The organism is Arthrobacter sp. AOP29-A2-19, assembly GCF_058138025.1.
In genome coordinates this window covers 746,579-762,532 of sequence record NZ_CM176894.1, presented here as the reverse complement: position 1 = coordinate 762,532, position 15,954 = coordinate 746,579, and the positions used below count along the sequence as shown (strand labels likewise).

At 70.5% G+C, this 15,954-nt stretch carries 18 protein-coding genes; 3 read left to right on the top strand and 15 right to left on the bottom strand.

The window, feature by feature from the left end; genetic code table 11:
• Positions 1-49: 49 nt before the first annotated feature.
• Together AC3ZJJ_RS03450 and AC3ZJJ_RS03445 are read right to left on the bottom strand one after the other, a co-directional pair.
• A complete protein-coding gene (locus AC3ZJJ_RS03450) occupies positions 50-1,231 on the bottom strand; it encodes a fatty acid desaturase family protein (protein ID WP_489893864.1) in 1,182 nt (393 codons plus the stop codon).
• An 11-nt stretch (positions 1,232-1,242) separates the two neighbouring features.
• Positions 1,243-2,310 (bottom strand): ferredoxin reductase, encoded by a 1,068-nt coding sequence (locus tag AC3ZJJ_RS03445; RefSeq protein WP_489893863.1) that lies wholly within the window; start codon positions 2,308-2,310, stop codon positions 1,243-1,245.
• Between the two features lie 99 nt (positions 2,311-2,409).
• Between AC3ZJJ_RS03445 and AC3ZJJ_RS03440 the strand changes: the two genes are divergently transcribed.
• On the top strand, positions 2,410-3,645 hold the full coding sequence (locus AC3ZJJ_RS03440; RefSeq protein ID WP_489893862.1) for a PucR family transcriptional regulator: 1,236 nt from the start codon (positions 2,410-2,412) through the stop codon (positions 3,643-3,645).
• A gap of 132 nt (positions 3,646-3,777) precedes the next feature.
• Here AC3ZJJ_RS03440 and AC3ZJJ_RS03435 read toward each other — a convergent pair whose 3' ends face one another.
• The 5 genes from AC3ZJJ_RS03435 to AC3ZJJ_RS03415 all read right to left on the bottom strand — a co-directional run bounded on the left by AC3ZJJ_RS03435 (position 3,778) and on the right by AC3ZJJ_RS03415 (position 7,162).
• Complete coding sequence (locus AC3ZJJ_RS03435) at positions 3,778-4,731, bottom strand: D-alanyl-D-alanine carboxypeptidase family protein (protein ID WP_489893861.1); 954 nt, start codon at positions 4,729-4,731, stop codon at positions 3,778-3,780.
• 119 nt (positions 4,732-4,850) lie between these two features.
• The gene (gene rimI / locus AC3ZJJ_RS03430) at positions 4,851-5,288 is read right to left on the bottom strand and encodes a ribosomal protein S18-alanine N-acetyltransferase (RefSeq protein ID WP_489895663.1); all 438 of its coding nucleotides are present in this window, start codon (positions 5,286-5,288) and stop codon (positions 4,851-4,853) included.
• 26 nt (positions 5,289-5,314) lie between these two features.
• On the bottom strand, positions 5,315-6,031 hold the full coding sequence (gene tsaB / locus AC3ZJJ_RS03425) for a tRNA (adenosine(37)-N6)-threonylcarbamoyltransferase complex dimerization subunit type 1 TsaB (RefSeq protein ID WP_489893860.1): 717 nt from the start codon (positions 6,029-6,031) through the stop codon (positions 5,315-5,317).
• Positions 6,032-6,041: 10 nt separating this feature from the next.
• Positions 6,042-6,788, bottom strand: coding sequence for a hypothetical protein (locus AC3ZJJ_RS03420; protein ID WP_489893859.1), 747 nt, complete (start codon positions 6,786-6,788; stop codon positions 6,042-6,044).
• Positions 6,785-7,162, bottom strand: a complete 378-nt coding sequence (locus tag AC3ZJJ_RS03415) for a hypothetical protein (RefSeq protein ID WP_489893858.1) — start codon at positions 7,160-7,162, stop codon at positions 6,785-6,787. Before AC3ZJJ_RS03415 ends, AC3ZJJ_RS03420 begins: the two co-directional genes overlap by 4 nt.
• A gap of 149 nt (positions 7,163-7,311) precedes the next feature.
• Here AC3ZJJ_RS03415 and AC3ZJJ_RS03410 point away from each other — a divergent pair, with 149 nt between their 5' ends.
• Positions 7,312-7,740, top strand: coding sequence for a hypothetical protein (locus AC3ZJJ_RS03410; RefSeq protein ID WP_489893857.1), 429 nt, complete (start codon positions 7,312-7,314; stop codon positions 7,738-7,740).
• 308 nt (positions 7,741-8,048) lie between these two features.
• Here the strand turns inward: AC3ZJJ_RS03410 and AC3ZJJ_RS03405 are convergent, their stop codons facing one another.
• The 6 genes from AC3ZJJ_RS03405 to AC3ZJJ_RS03380 form a co-directional block, all read right to left on the bottom strand.
• The gene (locus AC3ZJJ_RS03405; protein ID WP_489893856.1) at positions 8,049-8,885 is read right to left on the bottom strand and encodes a response regulator transcription factor; all 837 of its coding nucleotides are present in this window, start codon (positions 8,883-8,885) and stop codon (positions 8,049-8,051) included.
• 81 nt (positions 8,886-8,966) lie between these two features.
• On the bottom strand, positions 8,967-9,464 hold the full coding sequence (locus AC3ZJJ_RS03400) for a hypothetical protein (protein ID WP_489893855.1): 498 nt from the start codon (positions 9,462-9,464) through the stop codon (positions 8,967-8,969).
• Positions 9,465-9,469: 5 nt separating this feature from the next.
• Positions 9,470-10,120 (bottom strand): signal peptidase I, encoded by a 651-nt coding sequence (locus AC3ZJJ_RS03395; RefSeq protein ID WP_489893854.1) that lies wholly within the window; start codon positions 10,118-10,120, stop codon positions 9,470-9,472.
• 40 nt (positions 10,121-10,160) lie between these two features.
• Positions 10,161-10,712, bottom strand: a complete 552-nt coding sequence (locus tag AC3ZJJ_RS03390; protein ID WP_489893853.1) for a hypothetical protein — start codon at positions 10,710-10,712, stop codon at positions 10,161-10,163.
• 46 nt (positions 10,713-10,758) lie between these two features.
• Positions 10,759-11,283, bottom strand: a complete 525-nt coding sequence (locus AC3ZJJ_RS03385) for an alternate-type signal peptide domain-containing protein (RefSeq protein ID WP_489893852.1) — start codon at positions 11,281-11,283, stop codon at positions 10,759-10,761.
• 566 nt (positions 11,284-11,849) lie between these two features.
• Positions 11,850-12,572: an SGNH/GDSL hydrolase family protein gene (locus AC3ZJJ_RS03380; protein ID WP_489893851.1), complete on the bottom strand. Its 723-nt coding sequence runs from the start codon at positions 12,570-12,572 to the stop codon at positions 11,850-11,852.
• A 147-nt stretch (positions 12,573-12,719) separates the two neighbouring features.
• Here AC3ZJJ_RS03380 and AC3ZJJ_RS03375 point away from each other — a divergent pair, with 147 nt between their 5' ends.
• Positions 12,720-14,045 (top strand): UDP-glucose dehydrogenase family protein, encoded by a 1,326-nt coding sequence (locus tag AC3ZJJ_RS03375; RefSeq protein ID WP_489893850.1) that lies wholly within the window; start codon positions 12,720-12,722, stop codon positions 14,043-14,045.
• A 28-nt stretch (positions 14,046-14,073) separates the two neighbouring features.
• Here the strand turns inward: AC3ZJJ_RS03375 and tsaE are convergent, their stop codons facing one another.
• The gene (tsaE, locus tag AC3ZJJ_RS03370; protein WP_489895661.1) at positions 14,074-14,604 is read right to left on the bottom strand and encodes a tRNA (adenosine(37)-N6)-threonylcarbamoyltransferase complex ATPase subunit type 1 TsaE; all 531 of its coding nucleotides are present in this window, start codon (positions 14,602-14,604) and stop codon (positions 14,074-14,076) included.
• Positions 14,605-14,614: 10 nt separating this feature from the next.
• The gene (alr, locus tag AC3ZJJ_RS03365) at positions 14,615-15,814 is read right to left on the bottom strand and encodes an alanine racemase (protein ID WP_489893849.1); all 1,200 of its coding nucleotides are present in this window, start codon (positions 15,812-15,814) and stop codon (positions 14,615-14,617) included.
• Positions 15,815-15,954: the final 140 nt, after the last annotated feature.

Here is a 15,954-nt window from a genome sequence, read left to right as displayed (position 1 = left end):
TCGGCGAAACGCGGCGCGCCCGCCGAGGACCGGAGGGCGCGAGGGCCGGTTACGGAAGGGCCAGGCGGAAGACCTTCGCCCAAGCGGAGCCGACCTGCTTGTGCAGCGGGCCTGTGTTGTAGGGCAGGCCGTAGCGGCGGCAGATCTCCTTGACCTTCGGGGCCACCTCGCCGTAGCGGTTGGACGGCAGGTCCGGGAAGAGGTGGTGCTCCACCTGGTGGGAGAGGTTGCCGGTCATAAAGTGCATGAACTTCGAGCCGGAGATGTTCGACGAGCCGATCATCTGCCGCACGTACCAGTCGCCGCGGGTCTCGCCGTCGACCATTTCCTCGGAGAACGTCTCGGCGCCCTCGGGGAAGTGGCCGCAGAAGATGACCGCGTGCGCCCACACGTTGCGAACGGCGGTGGCGACCAGCGTGCCCATGAGGGCCTGCTTGCCGGAGCCGCTGAGCATGGCCAGCGCCGGGGTGGCCAGGTAGTCCTTGGTCACCTGGTTCATCGCGGACTTGCCGAAGGCCTTGAGGTCCCGGATGAAGTCCTCCTTGGACTTCTCCCCGGCCTTGAACTCCGTGACCTCCAGGTCGTAGAGCGCGATGCCCCAGTCGAAGACCGGCGCCAGCAGCGCGTTGAAGACGGGGTTCAGGACGTTGACCGGCTTCCACTCCTGGTCGGCGTCCATCCGGAGCAGGTTGTAGCCCACGTCCTTGTCCTTGCCCAGGACGTTGGTCCACCTGTGGTGCTGGTCGTTGTGCGTGTGCTGCCAGGAGCGGGCCGGCGTGATGAAGTCCCACTTCCACGTAGTGGAGTGGATGTCCGGATCGCGCATCCAGTCCCACTGGCCGTGGAGAATGTTGTGGCCGATCTCCATGTTCTCGATGATCTTGGAGAAGGACAGCATGGTGGTGCCGGCGACCCAGGCGTACTTGTTGCGCCCGGCGCCGACCAGTGCCGCGCGGCCGGCGAGCTCGAGGGCGCGCTGGAGCTTGATCACGCGGCGGATGTAGGCGGCGTCCGCGGAGCCGCGCTTGGCCAGGACGTCGTCCTTGATGGCGTCGAGTTCGCGGCACAGCTCGGCGACCTGCTCGTCGGAGAGGTGCGCGGCGGACGGCGGGCGGACGGCCGGCGAACCGGTCTCCGCCAGCATGCCCGGCTTGCGCTTGCGGACCGTCGTCTCCGGGGCGTACGACTTGGTGTCGTCCGCCTCGGTGGGCCTGTTCGTGGTTGTCGTCATGCGGATACTCCTCAGAGGTCGAGGTTGACGGGACCGGCGGCTGCCGAGACACACGTCTGGATTAGTTGGCCAGGGTCGCCGTGGACTTCCCCGGTGCGTAGGTCGCGGACCTTGCCGGCGCGGAGAGGAACCATGCAGCTGTGGCAGATACCCATGCGGCAGCCGCTGGGCATCAGGATACCGGCGTCTTCGCCGACGTCGAGCAGTGTTTCGTCGCCGGGTGCCTCGACCTCGCGGTCGGACGCCTCGAACGTGACAAGGCCGCCCTCCTCGCCGTCGCCGCCCACGAACTCGGTGCTGAAGCGCTCTATGACCAGGTCCTGGCAGCCGCCCTGCGTGCCGGTGGACTCGGCCCAGAGCTTCTCGGCGTCGTCCAGGAAGCCCGTGGGGCCGCAGGCGTAGGCGGCGCGCTCGCGCCAGTCCGGGCAGAGGTCGTCGAGGCCCGCGGCGTCGGCGAGGTCCAGGCGGCCGGACTCGGCGGTGAAGTGCTCCACAACGCGGAGGTTCTTGAACTGGTCGGCGAGCTCCCGCAGCTCCTCGAGGAACAGGCTGTCCGCCGAGCTGCGGGCCGAGTGGACCAGCACGACGTCGGCGTCAGGGCGCCGCGGGACGAGCGTGCGGATCATGGACATCACCGGGGTGATGCCACTGCCGGCCGTGAGCATCAGCAGCGGCCGCGGGTGCTCGGGGAGCGTGAAGTCGCCCTGCGGCGGCGCCAGGAAGAGGATGTCGCCGGGCTTGGTCTCGCGGACCAGCGTGCCGGAGACGGAGCCGACGTCGGTCACGGTGATCGCGGGGTCCTGGCCGGCGGCGGCGCTGAGCGAGTACGAGCGCCAGTGGCGGACGCCGTTGAGCTCGACGCCGATGCGCGCCCACTGCCCGGCCAGGTGCGCCTTCCAGCCGCGGCCGGGCCGGAAATGGATGGTGGTGGAGTTGGCGTTTTCGCGCACCACGCTCGTGACCACACCCCGGAGCTGCCGGTGGGAGAACACCGGATCGAACAGCGAGAGGACATCCTCCGCGGACAGGGGATGGGTCAGGACGGATGCGGCTTGTGCCAGCGAACGGAGCCGAATCATGCTCCCAGTCTATGGCCGTTGGCGCCATATTTCTCCACGCACCACATACGATTGACCGTAGGAAACTATCCCGGCGGACTAAAGAAGGGGACTCCTCCCATGTCAGATGTCGCTCCCGGTGCGCCGGGCGGGGCCCACACGGATCCGCCGTGGCTGGCCCTGCCGCCCGAGGTCGGCGACGCGCTGCGCCCCTACCTCCCCTCCGTCGTCGAGGCCATCATCAATGCCGTCCCGCAGTTGGTCCCCGCGTACGCGCGCCCGATCGAGGGCCGGTTCGGCCGCGGCCTGCGCCGCGGGGTGGCCGGCGCCCTGGAGCGGTTCCTGGATCTGCCTGGCACCTCGATGCCGGCGCTGTCCGACGAGACGCGGGCGCTGGTCGCCGGGCTGGGCAGCGGCGAGTTCCGCCAGGGCCGCAGCATGGACGCGCTGCTCGGCGCCTACCGCTCCGGGGCGCGCGTGACGTTCCGCGAGCTGTCGAAGATCTCCATGGAGATGGAGCTGGGCTCCGGCGTGGTGGTGAACCTGGGCGAATCGATCCTCGCCTACATCGACGAGCTTTCCGCCGTCAGCGTGGAGGCGTACGCGTTCGAGCAGTCGGAGCGCGCCGGGGAGCTGGAGCGCCGGCGCACCGACCTGGTGGAGCTGCTGCTGCGCGGCCACACGGACGAGGGCTCGCTGCGCCAGGCCGCCGCCATGGCCGACTGGGTGCTGCCGCAGCGGCTGGCCGTCGTGACGCTCCCGGTGGACAAGACCGCCGGCCTGCGGCTGCAGCTCGGCGCGCGGGCGCTGGTCGTGGAACGGGAGACCGACGCCGTGGTGCTGGTTCCGGCGGCGCCCGGCGGCAGCGCTCGCTCGGCCCTGGGCGACAAGCTGCGCGGGCGGCAGGCGGTCGTGGGGCCGGCCGGCGAGCCGGAGCAGGCCGGCGACTCGCTGCGCCTGGCCGTTCTCGCGGCGTCCGCCCTTCCCCCCGCGGACTGCGAGGACGGGCTGCCGCTCTGGGCGGACGAGCACCTCGCGGAGATCGTGCTGGGGGCCGAGCCGCTCGCCGTCTCCGAGCTGGCGGCCCGCCGGCTGCGCCCGCTGGAGTCGCTGCGGCCCGCCCAGCGCGCGCGGCTGGAGGAGACTCTGCTGAGCTGGCTGCGGCATTGGGGCCAGCGCGCCCCCGTCGCCGCCGAGCTCGGGATCCACGCGCAGACGGTCGGCTACCGGGTGGCGCAGCTGCGCGAGCTGTTCGGGGACGCGCTGGAGGACCCGCGGGCCCGGTTCGAGCTGGAGCTGGTGCTGCGCGCGGCGCGCTACCTGGAACCGGAGGGGCCGGCAGCGGTATTTGGGTGACGGTACCTGTCCCCCGCCTCCGTTTCACCGACGCTAGACGCCCGCATTCGGGCGATTTTGCGCATCTGCCTTCGTCGAAACGCCGGTGGGGTGGGGCAGGAACCTTCGTCGGAGCGGCGACGCGGCCGGCGGCTACTTGAGGTAGGCGCCGGACATCCAGCCCGTCGTCGTGCCGTACTTCACCTGGTACCAGGCGCCGCTGCGCTTGCCGGTGGTGGTGACCTTCTTGTTCTTCGGCACGGTCTTCAGGATGCGGTAGCCGGTCCCCGCGCCGGCGCGCAGGTTCAGGTTGGCCGTGGTGGTCTTCGTCCCGGGCCTGGCGGCCGGCGTCGCCGCGCCCGCCACGCCGTAGTGGTGCTCCAGGGTAGGGGTGCCGCTCTTCCGCATCGACGCCGCGATCCCGGTGCCGACGTAGCGGTAGTGCCAGGGCTCGTAGGCGTAGCCGGTGACCTTCTCCTGGCCCTTCGGGTAGCGCAGGATAAAGCCGTAGCGGTACGCGTTCTTCGCCATCCACGTTCCGGCGCCGCCCGCCGTGGAGACGTCGACGGCGAACCCGGTCTGGTGCTCGGACGTCCCGGCCGGCGCCACAACGCGCTTCGCGTAGGCGGATCCGTACCACTTCGTGTAGTTGGCCATCAGGGTGGCCTGGGCGTTGTAGGAGCGGTAGCTCGACGTCGCGCGCAGCGTCACGCTGTTCTTCCGCGCGCCGGCGGCCATCTTCGCGTAGGCGGTGGCAGCCCCGGACTGCAGCCGCACGGCGACGCCGGACACGCCCTTGACCGTGGTCAGCCGCGGCGCGAACGTCTTGGGCACCAGCGGGCGGGCCTTGTTGACCAGGACGTCGGCGCGCGCGGGGTTCCGCGGCACGGTCTTGGTCGCGGCCGGCAGCGCGAGGGCGGCCGATGAGACGGGGATGGACAGCGGCGGGGAGGCCAGCGATGGCAAGGCAAGTGTCGAAACCATGGGCGACGGCGCCGGGGCCGCCGGAGCGGCGGAGGCGCTGGCGGCGGGGGCCGCACCGAGCGTCGCGGCGAGCGCCAGGGACAGTGTGGCGATGGCCGCCGCCGGTCGGTGCGTGCGCAACATGGGTCCGCCGTTTCTGTTCGCGAGTCTGGGAAGCGCGCCGAACCCAACGCGTGGCGCGGTTTCATCCTAACGGCACAGGTCAGCGCCGGGCCAGCAAATCGTCGAACCCGTGGATGAACCTACGACGACGCCGCGGCCAACACCTTGCGCATGATCAGCGCGTCGGCCCCGCCCGGGTAGTAGCCCTTCCGGATGTGGATCTGCTCGAACCCGAACCGCAGGTACAGCGCCTGCGCGCGCGGGTTGTCCGCCCGCACCTCCAGCAGCACGTCCTCCGCGCCGCGCAGCCGGGCCTCCTCCACAAGACCGGTCAGCAGGGCCGAGCCGATCCCCCGCCCCTCGTGTCCCGGCACGACGGCGATTGTCTGGACGTCGGCCAGCGGCAGCACGCACATCATGCCGCAGTAGGCGACGATCTCCCCCGCGTCCTCCGCCACCCAGTACCTGCGGGTGTCCGCCTGGGCCAGCTCCTCGTGGAACATCCGCTCGGGCCACGCGTCCTCGGGGAACAGCGCCCGCTCCAGCGCGTAGACCGCGGGGATGTCGGCGGGCACCATGTCCCGGATGGCCCAGCCGGCGGCGCTCACCGGCCGAACCCGGCGGGCCGGTTCATGGCGGCGGGGACCTTCGCGTCCGATTCGCGCAGGTACAGCGGCGTGGTGGCCAGCAGCTCCCGCCCGCCCGCCAGCGAGCGGAGCGCGTAGGCGCCGAGCGAGGCCGCGTGGGGGTGCGTGGACGCGAAGGCCGGCACGCCGTGCGCCCCGACCGCCGCGAGCCTCTCGGCGTAGAGCCCGGCGCCGGTCCCGTAGACGGGCCCGGCGGGCAGCGCCTCGGCGGCGGAGACGTGCGGGCCGTCCAGCAGGGCGCCGTCCGTTCCGTACCGCGCCCAGTAGAGCTCCTTGCGCCGGGCGTCGATGGCCACGGTGAACCCGCCGCCGGACGCGCCGGACGCGCCGGACGCGCCGGCGTCGGCCAGCACGTCCCACGCGACGGCGTCCAGGCTCATCACGCCGTCCACCGGGATCCCCCAGGCGAAGCCCAGCGTCCGCGCGGTCGCGATGCCCACGCGCAGCCCGGTGAACGGCCCCGGCCCGACGCCGACGACGATCCGGTCCAGCTCGGACCCGGCGACCCCCGCCTGCGCCATGATCCCCTCGATGGCGGGCGCGAGGACCTCCGCATGGGTGTTCGTCTCGCTGGAGGCGAAGGACTCGAGGACCTCGGCCCGGCCGTCCCCGCCGCGGGTCCTCAGCAAGGCGGCGGACGCGATGGCGGAGGTGTCGATGGCTAGGACAAGCATGCGTCCAAGTCTAGTTCGGACCGGATGGCGCCCGTTCCGCCGCCTGCAGCGCGTGCAGCGCCCGCCAGATCTCGCCGCTACCCACGGGCACGATCCGCACCAAGGCGTCGTCGACCTGACCGAAGGCGAAGTGCCCCGCGCGCCCCGCGTTGATGAACCCGAGCCGCGCCCCGGCGTCGGTCGCGACGTCCCACACGAACCACGGCTCCTGCCAGAACGACCCGTGGGCCGTGCCGCCCGGGTCGTCGAGCGCGCCGCCGTCGGCCCGCGCCCCGAACAGCTCCAGCGGCAGCTCGATCGGCTCGGCCAGGCCGGGCGGCAGCGGCCGCACGGCCGCCCACGCGCACACGATCGTCGCCGCCTCCCCCGCGCCGGCCAGGTCCAGGCGCGCGTCGGCGTCGTCCGCGATCCCGGGAACGACGCCGGGGCGCAGGCTCTCGGCGCTCGGCCCGGCGAGCGCGGTGAGGGACGCGTCGGAGATCCAGAGGCGGAGCGTGGTGTGGCTGCCGCGGTAGCGCCCGGTGACCGTCCACTGCCCGGTGGGCGCGTCGAGCGCGGACAGGTAGCGGGCCGCGGCGGGCGTGGGCCGGCCCGCGCGCGTGAGCAGCCCCTGACCGGCGAGCGCCGCGAGTTCGGGGCGGCGGCGGATCCGGTCCAAGAGGCCGGCCCGGCCGTGGCGGTGGGCTGCGGCGAGCACGGCGAACGCCGCTGGCCCCACGGAGGGGCCGTCCGGCGCATAGAGAGGGAGGACGCTCACGCGGCGAGCCGGACGCTGGCCGCCAGCTCGTCGAAGAGCGAGCTGAAGTGGCCGTAGCGCTCCACCGGGCAAGTGGCGGCGATCTCCAGGGTGTTGGGGCCGTCGGAGACCAGCCAGCGCCGGGTGAAGAGCGCACGGCCGGACTGGCGGCGGGTGAGGTCCATGCGGCGGGCGGGGCGGCCGCCGATGCTGGCGTGCCCCTCCTCCACCACGTACAGCCGGTCGACGCCGGCCAGCGGGGCGTCACCCGCGTACTCGAGGGCCACGATGCTCGCCTGCCCGCCGCGATCGGACCCGTGCACCGCCACCAGCCGGGCGCCGGAGGACGCCAGCCGGACCCATCCCGGCGGCAGTTCCACCGTAAATCCCGTCATCGGTTCCTCCAGACAAAAGCTTCCCTCCACCGTAGGCGGGCCGGCGGACGCCCGCGATGGGGAGAAGTCCCCATGCCGCCCGGTTTCTTGCGCGGATCTTGCGCAATCCTTGCGCCCGTCGTGTGGGTCGGGGGGCCATGATGGGCAGCATGAGGACAGACCCACCACCGGCGAACGCCGGAGGTGTGCCCTTGCTCGTGAGCGAAGTGGCGCTGCGGTCCATGGCCCAGACCGTGGGGCCGAAGGCCACCCGCGCATTCGTCGAGCGCTTTGTGGCGCTGTGGCCGGTCCGCTGCGAGCGCCTGAAGAACTCGGCGGCCAAGGGCGACTGCGAGGCCTTCTGCGACGCGGCCCTCTCCCTGAAGTCCGGCGCCGCCATGGCCGGGGCCGTCGGCCTGGCCGCCCTTGGCGAGCACCTCCACGAGATCGCCCGCGACCCGCACCGCGACGACGCCTGGGACCGCGCCCGCGAGGCCGTCGCGGACCTGGAGCCGCTGGGCACGCGCTCGGTCGCCGAGCTGTCCGCCGTCGCCGCATCCGTGTGCGGGTACGCGCCGGCGCGCAACTTTCGGCGCTAGAGCGACTCTTGCGGATACCTTGCGGGAATCTTGAGGGAAACTTCGGACTATGCCGTACATCACGTTGAGCATGTCACGCCATGCTTATCCCAAGGGCAGGACGGGGTGGGAATCACCACCCGGAAACGCCCGACGCACACAGCTTCATCCCAACCACGGGGGATCTTGGGGGTCTCCGGCGCTGGGGTTGCTGGACCGCCGTCCGTCGACGGGGAACCTTGGGGGGTTCCCGTCCACCTGGCGGCGGTGGCGTTTAACGGCCCAGCCGACGCGCGGGAAGCGCGGCGCCGGCGGCGATCGGTCGGTCGCTACCTCACCTTGGCGCAGCGGTAGCCGACGCCGCGGACGGTCTCCACCCAGAGCGGCGCCTTGACGTCGTCGCCGAGCTTGCGGCGGACGTTGCCCAGGTGCACCTCGATGGTGCGCTCGTCGGCGGCCGAGACGAACGTCCCGGAGTCCGTGTCCTCGTCGCGCAGGATGCGCACCAGGTCCGCCTTGGTGCGGATGTTGCGCCCGCTCTCCATGACCGTGCGCAGGAGCGTGAATTCGGTGGGCGTCAGCGCCGGTTCCGCGTCCCCCAGCCGCACCACGTGCGTCGCGGGCTCCAGGACCAGCCCGTTGAGCTCCAGGGAGACTGCGCCGGGCGCCTGCTGCGGAGCGGCCGACGCCGGGGCCGCCTCGGTCGCGGAGGCCGCGGAAGGAGCGGCGGCGGAGGCCGCGGCCGGAACGATTGGATTCGCCGCGGTCGCGAAGTCCGCGGCCTTGTCGCGCTCGCGGATCCGGCGCCGCATCACGGCGTCCACGCGGGCGCGCAGCTCGCGGGGGCTGAACGGCTTGGTCAGGTAGTCGTCCGCGCCGGTCTCCAGGCCCATGACGGTGTCGATCTCGTCGGAGCGCGCCGTGAGCATGATGATGTGCGCGTCGGAGAAGTGGCGGATCCGCCGGGCAACCTCGAACCCGTCGATGTCCGGCAGGCCCAGGTCGAGCGTCACCAGGTCGGGCGACGCACCCTGCGCCAGCGCGACCCCCTCGACGCCGGTCGACGCCGGATGCACATCGAAGCCGGAACTCTGGAGCACGGCTTCCAAAAGACCGCGGATGTCGTCGTCGTCCTCAACGACCACCGCTACGCGACGCTGGTCCACTCGTTCTCCCTCTAGTCAGACGTGTTTCACCATCCTAGCGGCGGGAGCGGGCAGGTCACGACGCCTTGACGGAAGCGTCACTCAGGCGCAGGTGACGTGCGCGACCTGGCCGGACTTGGTCAGCGTCATGGTCCAACTGGTCGCCTGCCCGCGAACCCAGGTGGACGAGTCGTCGGCGTTTCCGATGAAGGGCACGATCTGCAGGACGTAGTCGTCCGTCTTGTTCTGGTTGATGCCGGCCAGCACCGCGGTGTGGGTGGGCGCCGTGGAGGCACGCACGGTCGCGGGCTGGGTGAACGCGGCGCCATTCTGCAGGACCGTCACCACGTAGCCCGAGGCGTCGGTGGCTCCCCACGTGACCGTGATGTTGGCGGCGTTCGCCGTGTCCTGCCGCTTGCAGGTGATGGCGGACCCGACCGCCTGCGGGGCGACGGGCGCCGCGGTCACCTGGATGGCCGCCGTCCCCGACTGGCTCCACAGCGCGAACGCCGCGCCGCCGCCGAGCAGGCCCACGACGATCAGGACGTAGACCACGATCGCGGCGCGCAGCCCCGGCAGCCTGCCGTGCGGCTTGTCCACGGTCGCTACTCCTTGTCGGCGGTACTTTTGCGTGCCCGGGCGCGGGCGGTGGCGCCGCGGAGGACGCTGAAGACACCGTAGCCGATGAGTCCGAACGCGGCGGCCTGCGTGAGCAGCCCGCGGTCCTGGTTGCCCAGCCAGTTTGCGGCGAAGCCGGCGAACGGGACCGCGTAGAAGAGCTTCCCGCGGACCTGGACCTCCTGGACGGGCTCGGGATCGGCGACGGAGTTGTTGTCGCCCTGGGTGAAGAGGACCCGGGCGCCCTGCTGGTCGACGCCGGAGGAGATGACGCGGTGGGTGATCACGGCGGACTCGCCGGACGTGATCTGGTAGGTGACCACGTCGCCGGGGGCCAGGGCGGCGAAGTCCACCGGCTTGACCACCAGCAGGGTCCCCGGCGGATAGGTGGGCTTCATCGAGCTGGTCAACACCGAGTACTGCGCGGAGCCGGTCAGCATGGGGATGGCGATCAGCACGATCGCGGCCAGGGACGCGACCACCAGGCCAAGGAAGCTCAGCCCCTTGCCGAGCGCGGACACGATCCGTGCGGCCGTGCCCGCCCCCTCGGCGCGGGCAGCGCCGGACCGCGCGATGCCGGTCCGTTCGTCCCGGGCGGAGGTGTGTCCCCGGAGGCCCGGGATGGCGATGATGGCCATGGCGTTGGTTCCTTTGCTGCGTATCTGGCTGATTGGTGCGCTACGGGGCGAGCTGCTGGGCGGTAATGCCCAGGCTGACGGTCGCGCCCTTGCCGCCGAGCGATGCCGGCGCCGTGTTCTTGAGTGTCAGGGTGAGGCAGAAGGTCCCGGCGGCGCCCTGGGCGATGTCCCGGACGCTGCCGGGCGCCGTGGTGGCGCAGCTGCCGCCGGACGCCAGCCCAATGCCGGTGTCCACGTAGCCGGCCAGCTCACCGCTGACCGCCGGCGCTCCCGCGGTGGCACGGATCCTGAAGGTTCCGCTGCCCGCGTTGGTTGAGTTGGTGACCACGACGGGGACCGTGACCGGCTTGCCGCGCTCCAGCGCCGGGATGCCTGCCAGCGCAATAGTGGCCGGCGTCCCGTTGGTGTTCAGGCGTTGTGCCTGACCGTTCGCGCCGGTCACCGTGACCGCGAAGTCCGCCGCCCGCACCGTGCCGGCGGCCGAAGCCGCGGTCTTGGTCCAGAGCGCCAGTGTTCCCTGCACCGTGATCAGCGCGAGAACCACGGCCACGCCAATCAGCGCGGTGGCCCTGAGCGTGGCCGTGGCTTTCATCGTCTGTCCTCTGGGTGCGGGCGGAGTGCTGTGGGGTGCGGCCTGGCTACGGAGCCGTCGGAGCGATCTGCTCCAGCTTGTAGCCGATGGCGGAGTAGTTGATGGTGGCGTTGGTGCTGGCCTGCGCGGTCGTGGCGGAGTTGAACACGAACGTCGTCGACGCAATGTACTTGCCCGAGACGGAGATCGGGTTCGCGACGGCGACTGCGCTTTCGGCGCCCTTGATGACCACCGGAGTCGTGGTGACCGTGCCGTCGACAAAGCCATTGGCGACCTCCGCCGCGCCGGTGACGGTCAGATTGGCCTTCATCAGGTCGCCGGTCAGCTTTACGTCGACGGCCTGGGAGTAGGTCAACCTATCCCCCGGAACCACCCGGTAGTCGGCGGTGACCACGGTTCCCGCTGCGTTGGTCCATACGCCGGCCTTGGCGGTCAGGTCCAGGTCGCCGGCGACGATTGTTCCTGCTCCGGCCGCGCTGGCGTCGTTCCAAACGGCCAGCGTTCCGCCGCCGCCGATCAGCAGTGCAACGCCGAGTCCGGTAGCCAGTGCGCCCTTGGTCATCTTGTTCATCTCAAACCCCTACGAAGTTGTGGGCCGGATTCCTGATTCGTTCCGGCGATGGCACTACCCTCCCGTTGAAACGTCAAGAATTGGTCCGACAAAGGCGAATGGTTTACCCAAGGTTCACAAAAGATTTCTCTGGGAATCTTGAGCCAATCTTGAGCCAATACACAGCCCAATGACTTTCGATAAAAATCTCCGTCTTATGGGTCGGTTTTATGGATTCTTCATGCCACTATGTACATCGGATGTGGCGAACGTGCCGCACCCATGGGGATTGCGCCGTTGGTTTGGAATGGCCGACGGCGCTCAGCAACTTGGAGATACAGCTATGAATCACTACGAAAAGCGCGAAGCCGCGAGGCTCCGAAGGCAGAAGATCGGCACGGGGGCGGTCATTACGCTGGCCATTGCCGTGCTCGTAGCGGTCGCCTACGTGCTGGCCACCTAGCCGACACAGAGGTTCAAGGCGTCACTCTGTAGGGCTCGACCGGGACTGTCGGTCGAGCCCTTCGTGTGTATGAATAGTTGAATCACGGTGGAGAGCGTCGCGGTGCCGCAAGCACTCCGTCCCTCTAGCGCGGGTCGAGGATCGCCGCCCGAAAGGCCTCGCCCATCACCTTGGCCCCGGCCTCAGTGAAATGGACGCCGTCGTAGGACATGCCGGGCAGGAAGTGGCTGCCGTCGCGCAGGCCCGCGGCGGCGTCGGTCCAGTCCCAGCCTTGTTTGGCCGCGTATGCCTCTAGCCGCCGGTTGTAGTCGTCCGGCGAGCGCGCGGCGCCGGGCCGGAACAGGGCCGATCCGGTGTCGATGGGCGGTATGGCCGAGACGATCACCCGCTCGGGCGCGGACGCGGCGACGATGGACGAGATGTTGGCCGCCGTCTCCTCGAAGGGCACACCCGCGGCCAGGTCGTTAGTGCCGGCGAGCACCACCAGGACGTCGGCGTCGACCGGCCGGGCGTTTGCGGCCATCAGCGATGTGGGGGCTCCCCACTCCGCCCAGCCCCCGGCGAACTCCACGCCGTCGGTCTCGGCGTGCCCCACCCAGGTCTGCGGGCCCGGCTCCCCGGTCGGGAAGTTGTTGGTGTCGGCCTTGGTCAGCGAGTCGCCCACGGCGGCGAAGGTCACGGTGTCCGACGCCGGCTGGCCGGCCCGCGGCGGTGGTTCCGGTGGGCGGTTCCCAGTCCAGACGGCCGCCGCAACAGCCACCACAAGCAGCACACCAACCACGGTCACTGCGATCCAGGCCCGCCGGGCACGGTGACCCGCGGGACCCTGCCCTTGCCCCTGCTCCATGCTCGCCTCCGACGGGTTGGTTATTTGCCCGCCATGCTACCGGCGCAACATGTGTCTCGAGTTAACATGCTTCTCATCTACACCTCACCTAACACCGGTAGCGTTGTCCGAAAGTATTAGGCGATTGCGAAGGATGAGAAACGGCTGATGTCCCCCAAGATTTCTGTTATTGGCACGGGTTACCTCGGCGCCACGCACGCCGCCTGCATGGCGGAACTCGGGTTTGAGGTCATCGGTTTGGACGTGGATCCGGTGAAGATCGCGCGGCTCTCGGAGGGCAAGCTCCCTTTCCACGAGCCAGGCCTGCCGGAACTGCTGGTCAAGCACGTCAATAGTGGACGGCTCCGCTTCACCACCTCCTACGAGGAGGTCGGTGCGTGGGCGGACATCCACTTCATCGGTGTTGGGACGCCGCAGCGCTCCGAGGACGGCGGCGCGGACCTGTGCTACGTCGATGCCGCCGTCGTCAGCCTGGCGGAGAACATCACCAAGGACGCGCTGATCGTGGGCAAGTCCACCGTTCCGGTCGGCACGGCCCGGCGGCTCAAGGACCTCCTGAAGGCGCACGCGCGTCCGGGGGCCGACGTCGAGCTGGCGTGGAACCCCGAGTTCCTGCGCGAGGGCTTCGCGGTCAAGGACACGCTCACCCCGGACCGGCTGGTGATCGGCACCGAATCCCAGCGTGCGGAGTCGACCCTCCGCGAGGTCTACGCCGCCGCCCTGGCGCGGGACACCCCGCTGGTGGTCACGGACTTCGAGACCGCCGAGCTGGTCAAGGTCGCCGCTAACGCTTTCCTGGCCACGAAGATCTCCTTCATCAACGCCTTCGCCGAGGTCACCGAGACGGTCGGCGGGGACATCCGGACGCTGGCCGACGCGATCGGCTACGACGAGCGCATCGGCCGTAAGTTCCTCAATGCCGGCGTTGGCTTCGGCGGCGGATGCCTGCCCAAGGACATCCGGGCGCTGCAGGCGCGCGCCAGCGAGCTCGGCCTGCACCGCACCATGGACTTCCTGGACGACGTCGACGACATCAACCTGCGCCGCCGCGGCCGCGTGGTGACGCTGGCGCACCAGCTGCTGGACAACTCCGTGGCCAACAAGCGCATCGCCGTTCTCGGCGTCGCGTTCAAGCCGGACAGCGACGACGTCCGCGACTCCCCCGCCCTGGACATCGCCGGGCAGCTGTACAACCAGGGCGCCGACGTCACCGTATACGACCCCGAGGGCAATGCCAACGCCGAGCGGCGCTTCCCGCGCCTGCGCTACGTCGACTCCACCGAGGCCGCGACGACGGACGCCGACTTGGTCCTGCTCCTCACCGAGTGGAAAGAGTTCCGCTCGCTCCAGCCGGACGAGCTCGCCGCGTTCGTGGCCGGCAAGCGCATCATCGACGGCCGCAACGTGCTGGCGCATGCGGAGTGGGAGGCGGCCGGCTGGACAGTGGCTGCTCTGGGCAGGAAATTCGGCTAGGCGCTTCCAAGGGCGTCCTGTCGCCGATCTATAAGTTTCGTTCGTCCACCCATCGCGGACCATAAGCGGCGATGCGGACGGTCCGGGGTTCCTCGGAACCGGTGTCATCGAAGTCGAGGACCAGCGCATGGCCGGCGTCCGCGCCCACCGCGCGCTCAAGCGAGACTTCCAGTCGCGACTCGGCAAGGTGCTCTACCTTTCCGCTTCCCCACTCGACGACGGTAACGGACGTCGGCAGCGTGGACTCCAGGTCGATGTCGTCGAGTTCCTCCGCGGAGTCCAGCCGGTAGGCGTCCACGTGGACCAGATCCGGGCCGCCGACTAGCGACGGGTGGATGCGCATCAGCACAAACGTCGGGGAGATGATGCCCGGCCGAACGCCCAGCCCCTCCCCCAGCCCCTGTGTGAACGTGGTTTTTCCGGCCCCGAGTTCCCCGCTCAGCACCAGCAGGTCGCCCGCGCGCAGCACGGCGCCGAGCCGCGCGGCGAGGGCTTGAGTGGACTCGGCGTCGACCGCGGTCAGCTCGGCGGTCCACACCGGCGCGCCCGCCGACGTCACTGGCAGGGCCTCACTCACCGGCCTGACCCCAGCTTCCCTCGATGTAGTGGCGGGGCACGCGGGGCGAGATCCGCGTCACGATCTCGTAATTGATGGTTCCCGCGGCGTCGGCCCAGTCGGCGGCCGACGGCCCGTCTCCCCCAAAGAGAACGGCCTCGGCACCGACGAGCGTGTCGATGTCGGCGTCCGGCCCCAGGTCCACGACGAACTGGTCCATGGCCACCCGGCCACTCGTGTGCGCCGCGTGCCCGGCGACCGAGACGGGCGCATCGACGGCGGAGCGCGGGACGCCGTCCGCATAGCCCAACGGCACGAGGGCCAGGACGCTGGCCGACGGCGTCCGGTAGGTCAGTCCGTAGGAAACGCCCTGGCCCGCCGGCACGCGCTTGGCGTTCGCGACGCGCGCCACCAGACGCATAGCGGGGCGGAGCGCCAGGTCCTCGGGGGTCTGGTCGCGGAACGGGCTGAGCCCGTACATGCCTAGGCCCAGCCGCACCATGTCGAAGTGCGCGTCGGGGCGGGACAGCGTGGCCGGGGTGTTGGCGGCGTGCCGTACCTCGAGGTCGAACCCGGCGTTCTCGGCAAGCGCGACGGCGGCCCGAAACGCGTCCAGCTGTTCGTCCGTTTCGGGGCGGTCCGGCTCGTCGGCGACGGCGAGGTGGGTGAACACTCCGACGACGCGGAGAAGGCCGTCCTCCTGGTGGGCCATGGCCGCATCCAGCAGTGCCTCCCACCGGTCCGGGGTGCAGCCGTTGCGGCCCAGTCCGGTGTCAATCTTCAGGTGGACGCGAGCGGGGCGTTCGGCGCTTTTGGCGGCCGCCGCGACGAGGTCCAGTTCCCAGCCCGAGACACCGAGGTCGACGTTGCGGGCGATCGCCTCGGCGAAGTCCGTGTCCGGTGTGTGCAGCCAGGCAAGCGCGGGCTCCTCGATACCCGCGCCCCGGACGACAAGCGCCTCGCTCACGTGGGCGAAGCCGAGCCAGGTGGCACCGGCCTCTATTGCGGCCCGCGCGACGGGAAGGGAGCCATGGCCGTACGCGTCGCCCTTGACCACGGCCATGACCTTGGCCGGCGCGGCCAATTCGGCGACCCGGCGGACATTGTGGCGAATGGCGGACAGGTCGATCTCCGCGCGCCGTTCCCACAGGGGGGCCACGGGCAATTCGGCGGAAATTGGTGCATTGCTGGCTGGCTGGATCTGTGAACTCACCCTGCCATTCTTCCATTCCCGACCGAATAGAGCGGTGTTGGCGTCGCCAACCAGGGAAGCCTCAGGAGTGCCTTGCGCCAGACGACGAGGGCCGCCACCCTCAGCGGGATAGCGGCCCTGTCAGCCGATAATCGGCCGAT

Excerpts from the sequence above, each read along its gene's own strand:
- AC3ZJJ_RS03450 (WP_489893864.1), bottom strand. The coding sequence starts at position 1,231 with ATGACGACAACCACGAACAGGCCCACCGAGGCGGACGACACCAAGTCG.
- AC3ZJJ_RS03445 (WP_489893863.1), bottom strand. The coding sequence starts at position 2,310 with ATGATTCGGCTCCGTTCGCTGGCACAAGCCGCATCCGTCCTGACCCAT.
- AC3ZJJ_RS03440 (WP_489893862.1), top strand. The coding sequence starts at position 2,410 with ATGTCAGATGTCGCTCCCGGTGCGCCGGGCGGGGCCCACACGGATCCG.
- AC3ZJJ_RS03435 (WP_489893861.1), bottom strand. The coding sequence starts at position 4,731 with ATGTTGCGCACGCACCGACCGGCGGCGGCCATCGCCACACTGTCCCTG.
- rimI (WP_489895663.1), bottom strand. The coding sequence starts at position 5,288 with ATGGTGCCCGCCGACATCCCCGCGGTCTACGCGCTGGAGCGGGCGCTG.
- tsaB (WP_489893860.1), bottom strand. The coding sequence starts at position 6,031 with ATGCTTGTCCTAGCCATCGACACCTCCGCCATCGCGTCCGCCGCCTTG.
- AC3ZJJ_RS03415 (WP_489893858.1), bottom strand. The coding sequence starts at position 7,162 with ATGACGGGATTTACGGTGGAACTGCCGCCGGGATGGGTCCGGCTGGCG.
- AC3ZJJ_RS03410 (WP_489893857.1), top strand. The coding sequence starts at position 7,312 with ATGAGGACAGACCCACCACCGGCGAACGCCGGAGGTGTGCCCTTGCTC.
- AC3ZJJ_RS03395 (WP_489893854.1), bottom strand. The coding sequence starts at position 10,120 with ATGGCCATCATCGCCATCCCGGGCCTCCGGGGACACACCTCCGCCCGG.
- AC3ZJJ_RS03390 (WP_489893853.1), bottom strand. The coding sequence starts at position 10,712 with ATGAAAGCCACGGCCACGCTCAGGGCCACCGCGCTGATTGGCGTGGCC.
- AC3ZJJ_RS03385 (WP_489893852.1), bottom strand. The coding sequence starts at position 11,283 with ATGAACAAGATGACCAAGGGCGCACTGGCTACCGGACTCGGCGTTGCA.
- AC3ZJJ_RS03380 (WP_489893851.1), bottom strand. The coding sequence starts at position 12,572 with ATGGAGCAGGGGCAAGGGCAGGGTCCCGCGGGTCACCGTGCCCGGCGG.
- AC3ZJJ_RS03375 (WP_489893850.1), top strand. The coding sequence starts at position 12,720 with ATGTCCCCCAAGATTTCTGTTATTGGCACGGGTTACCTCGGCGCCACG.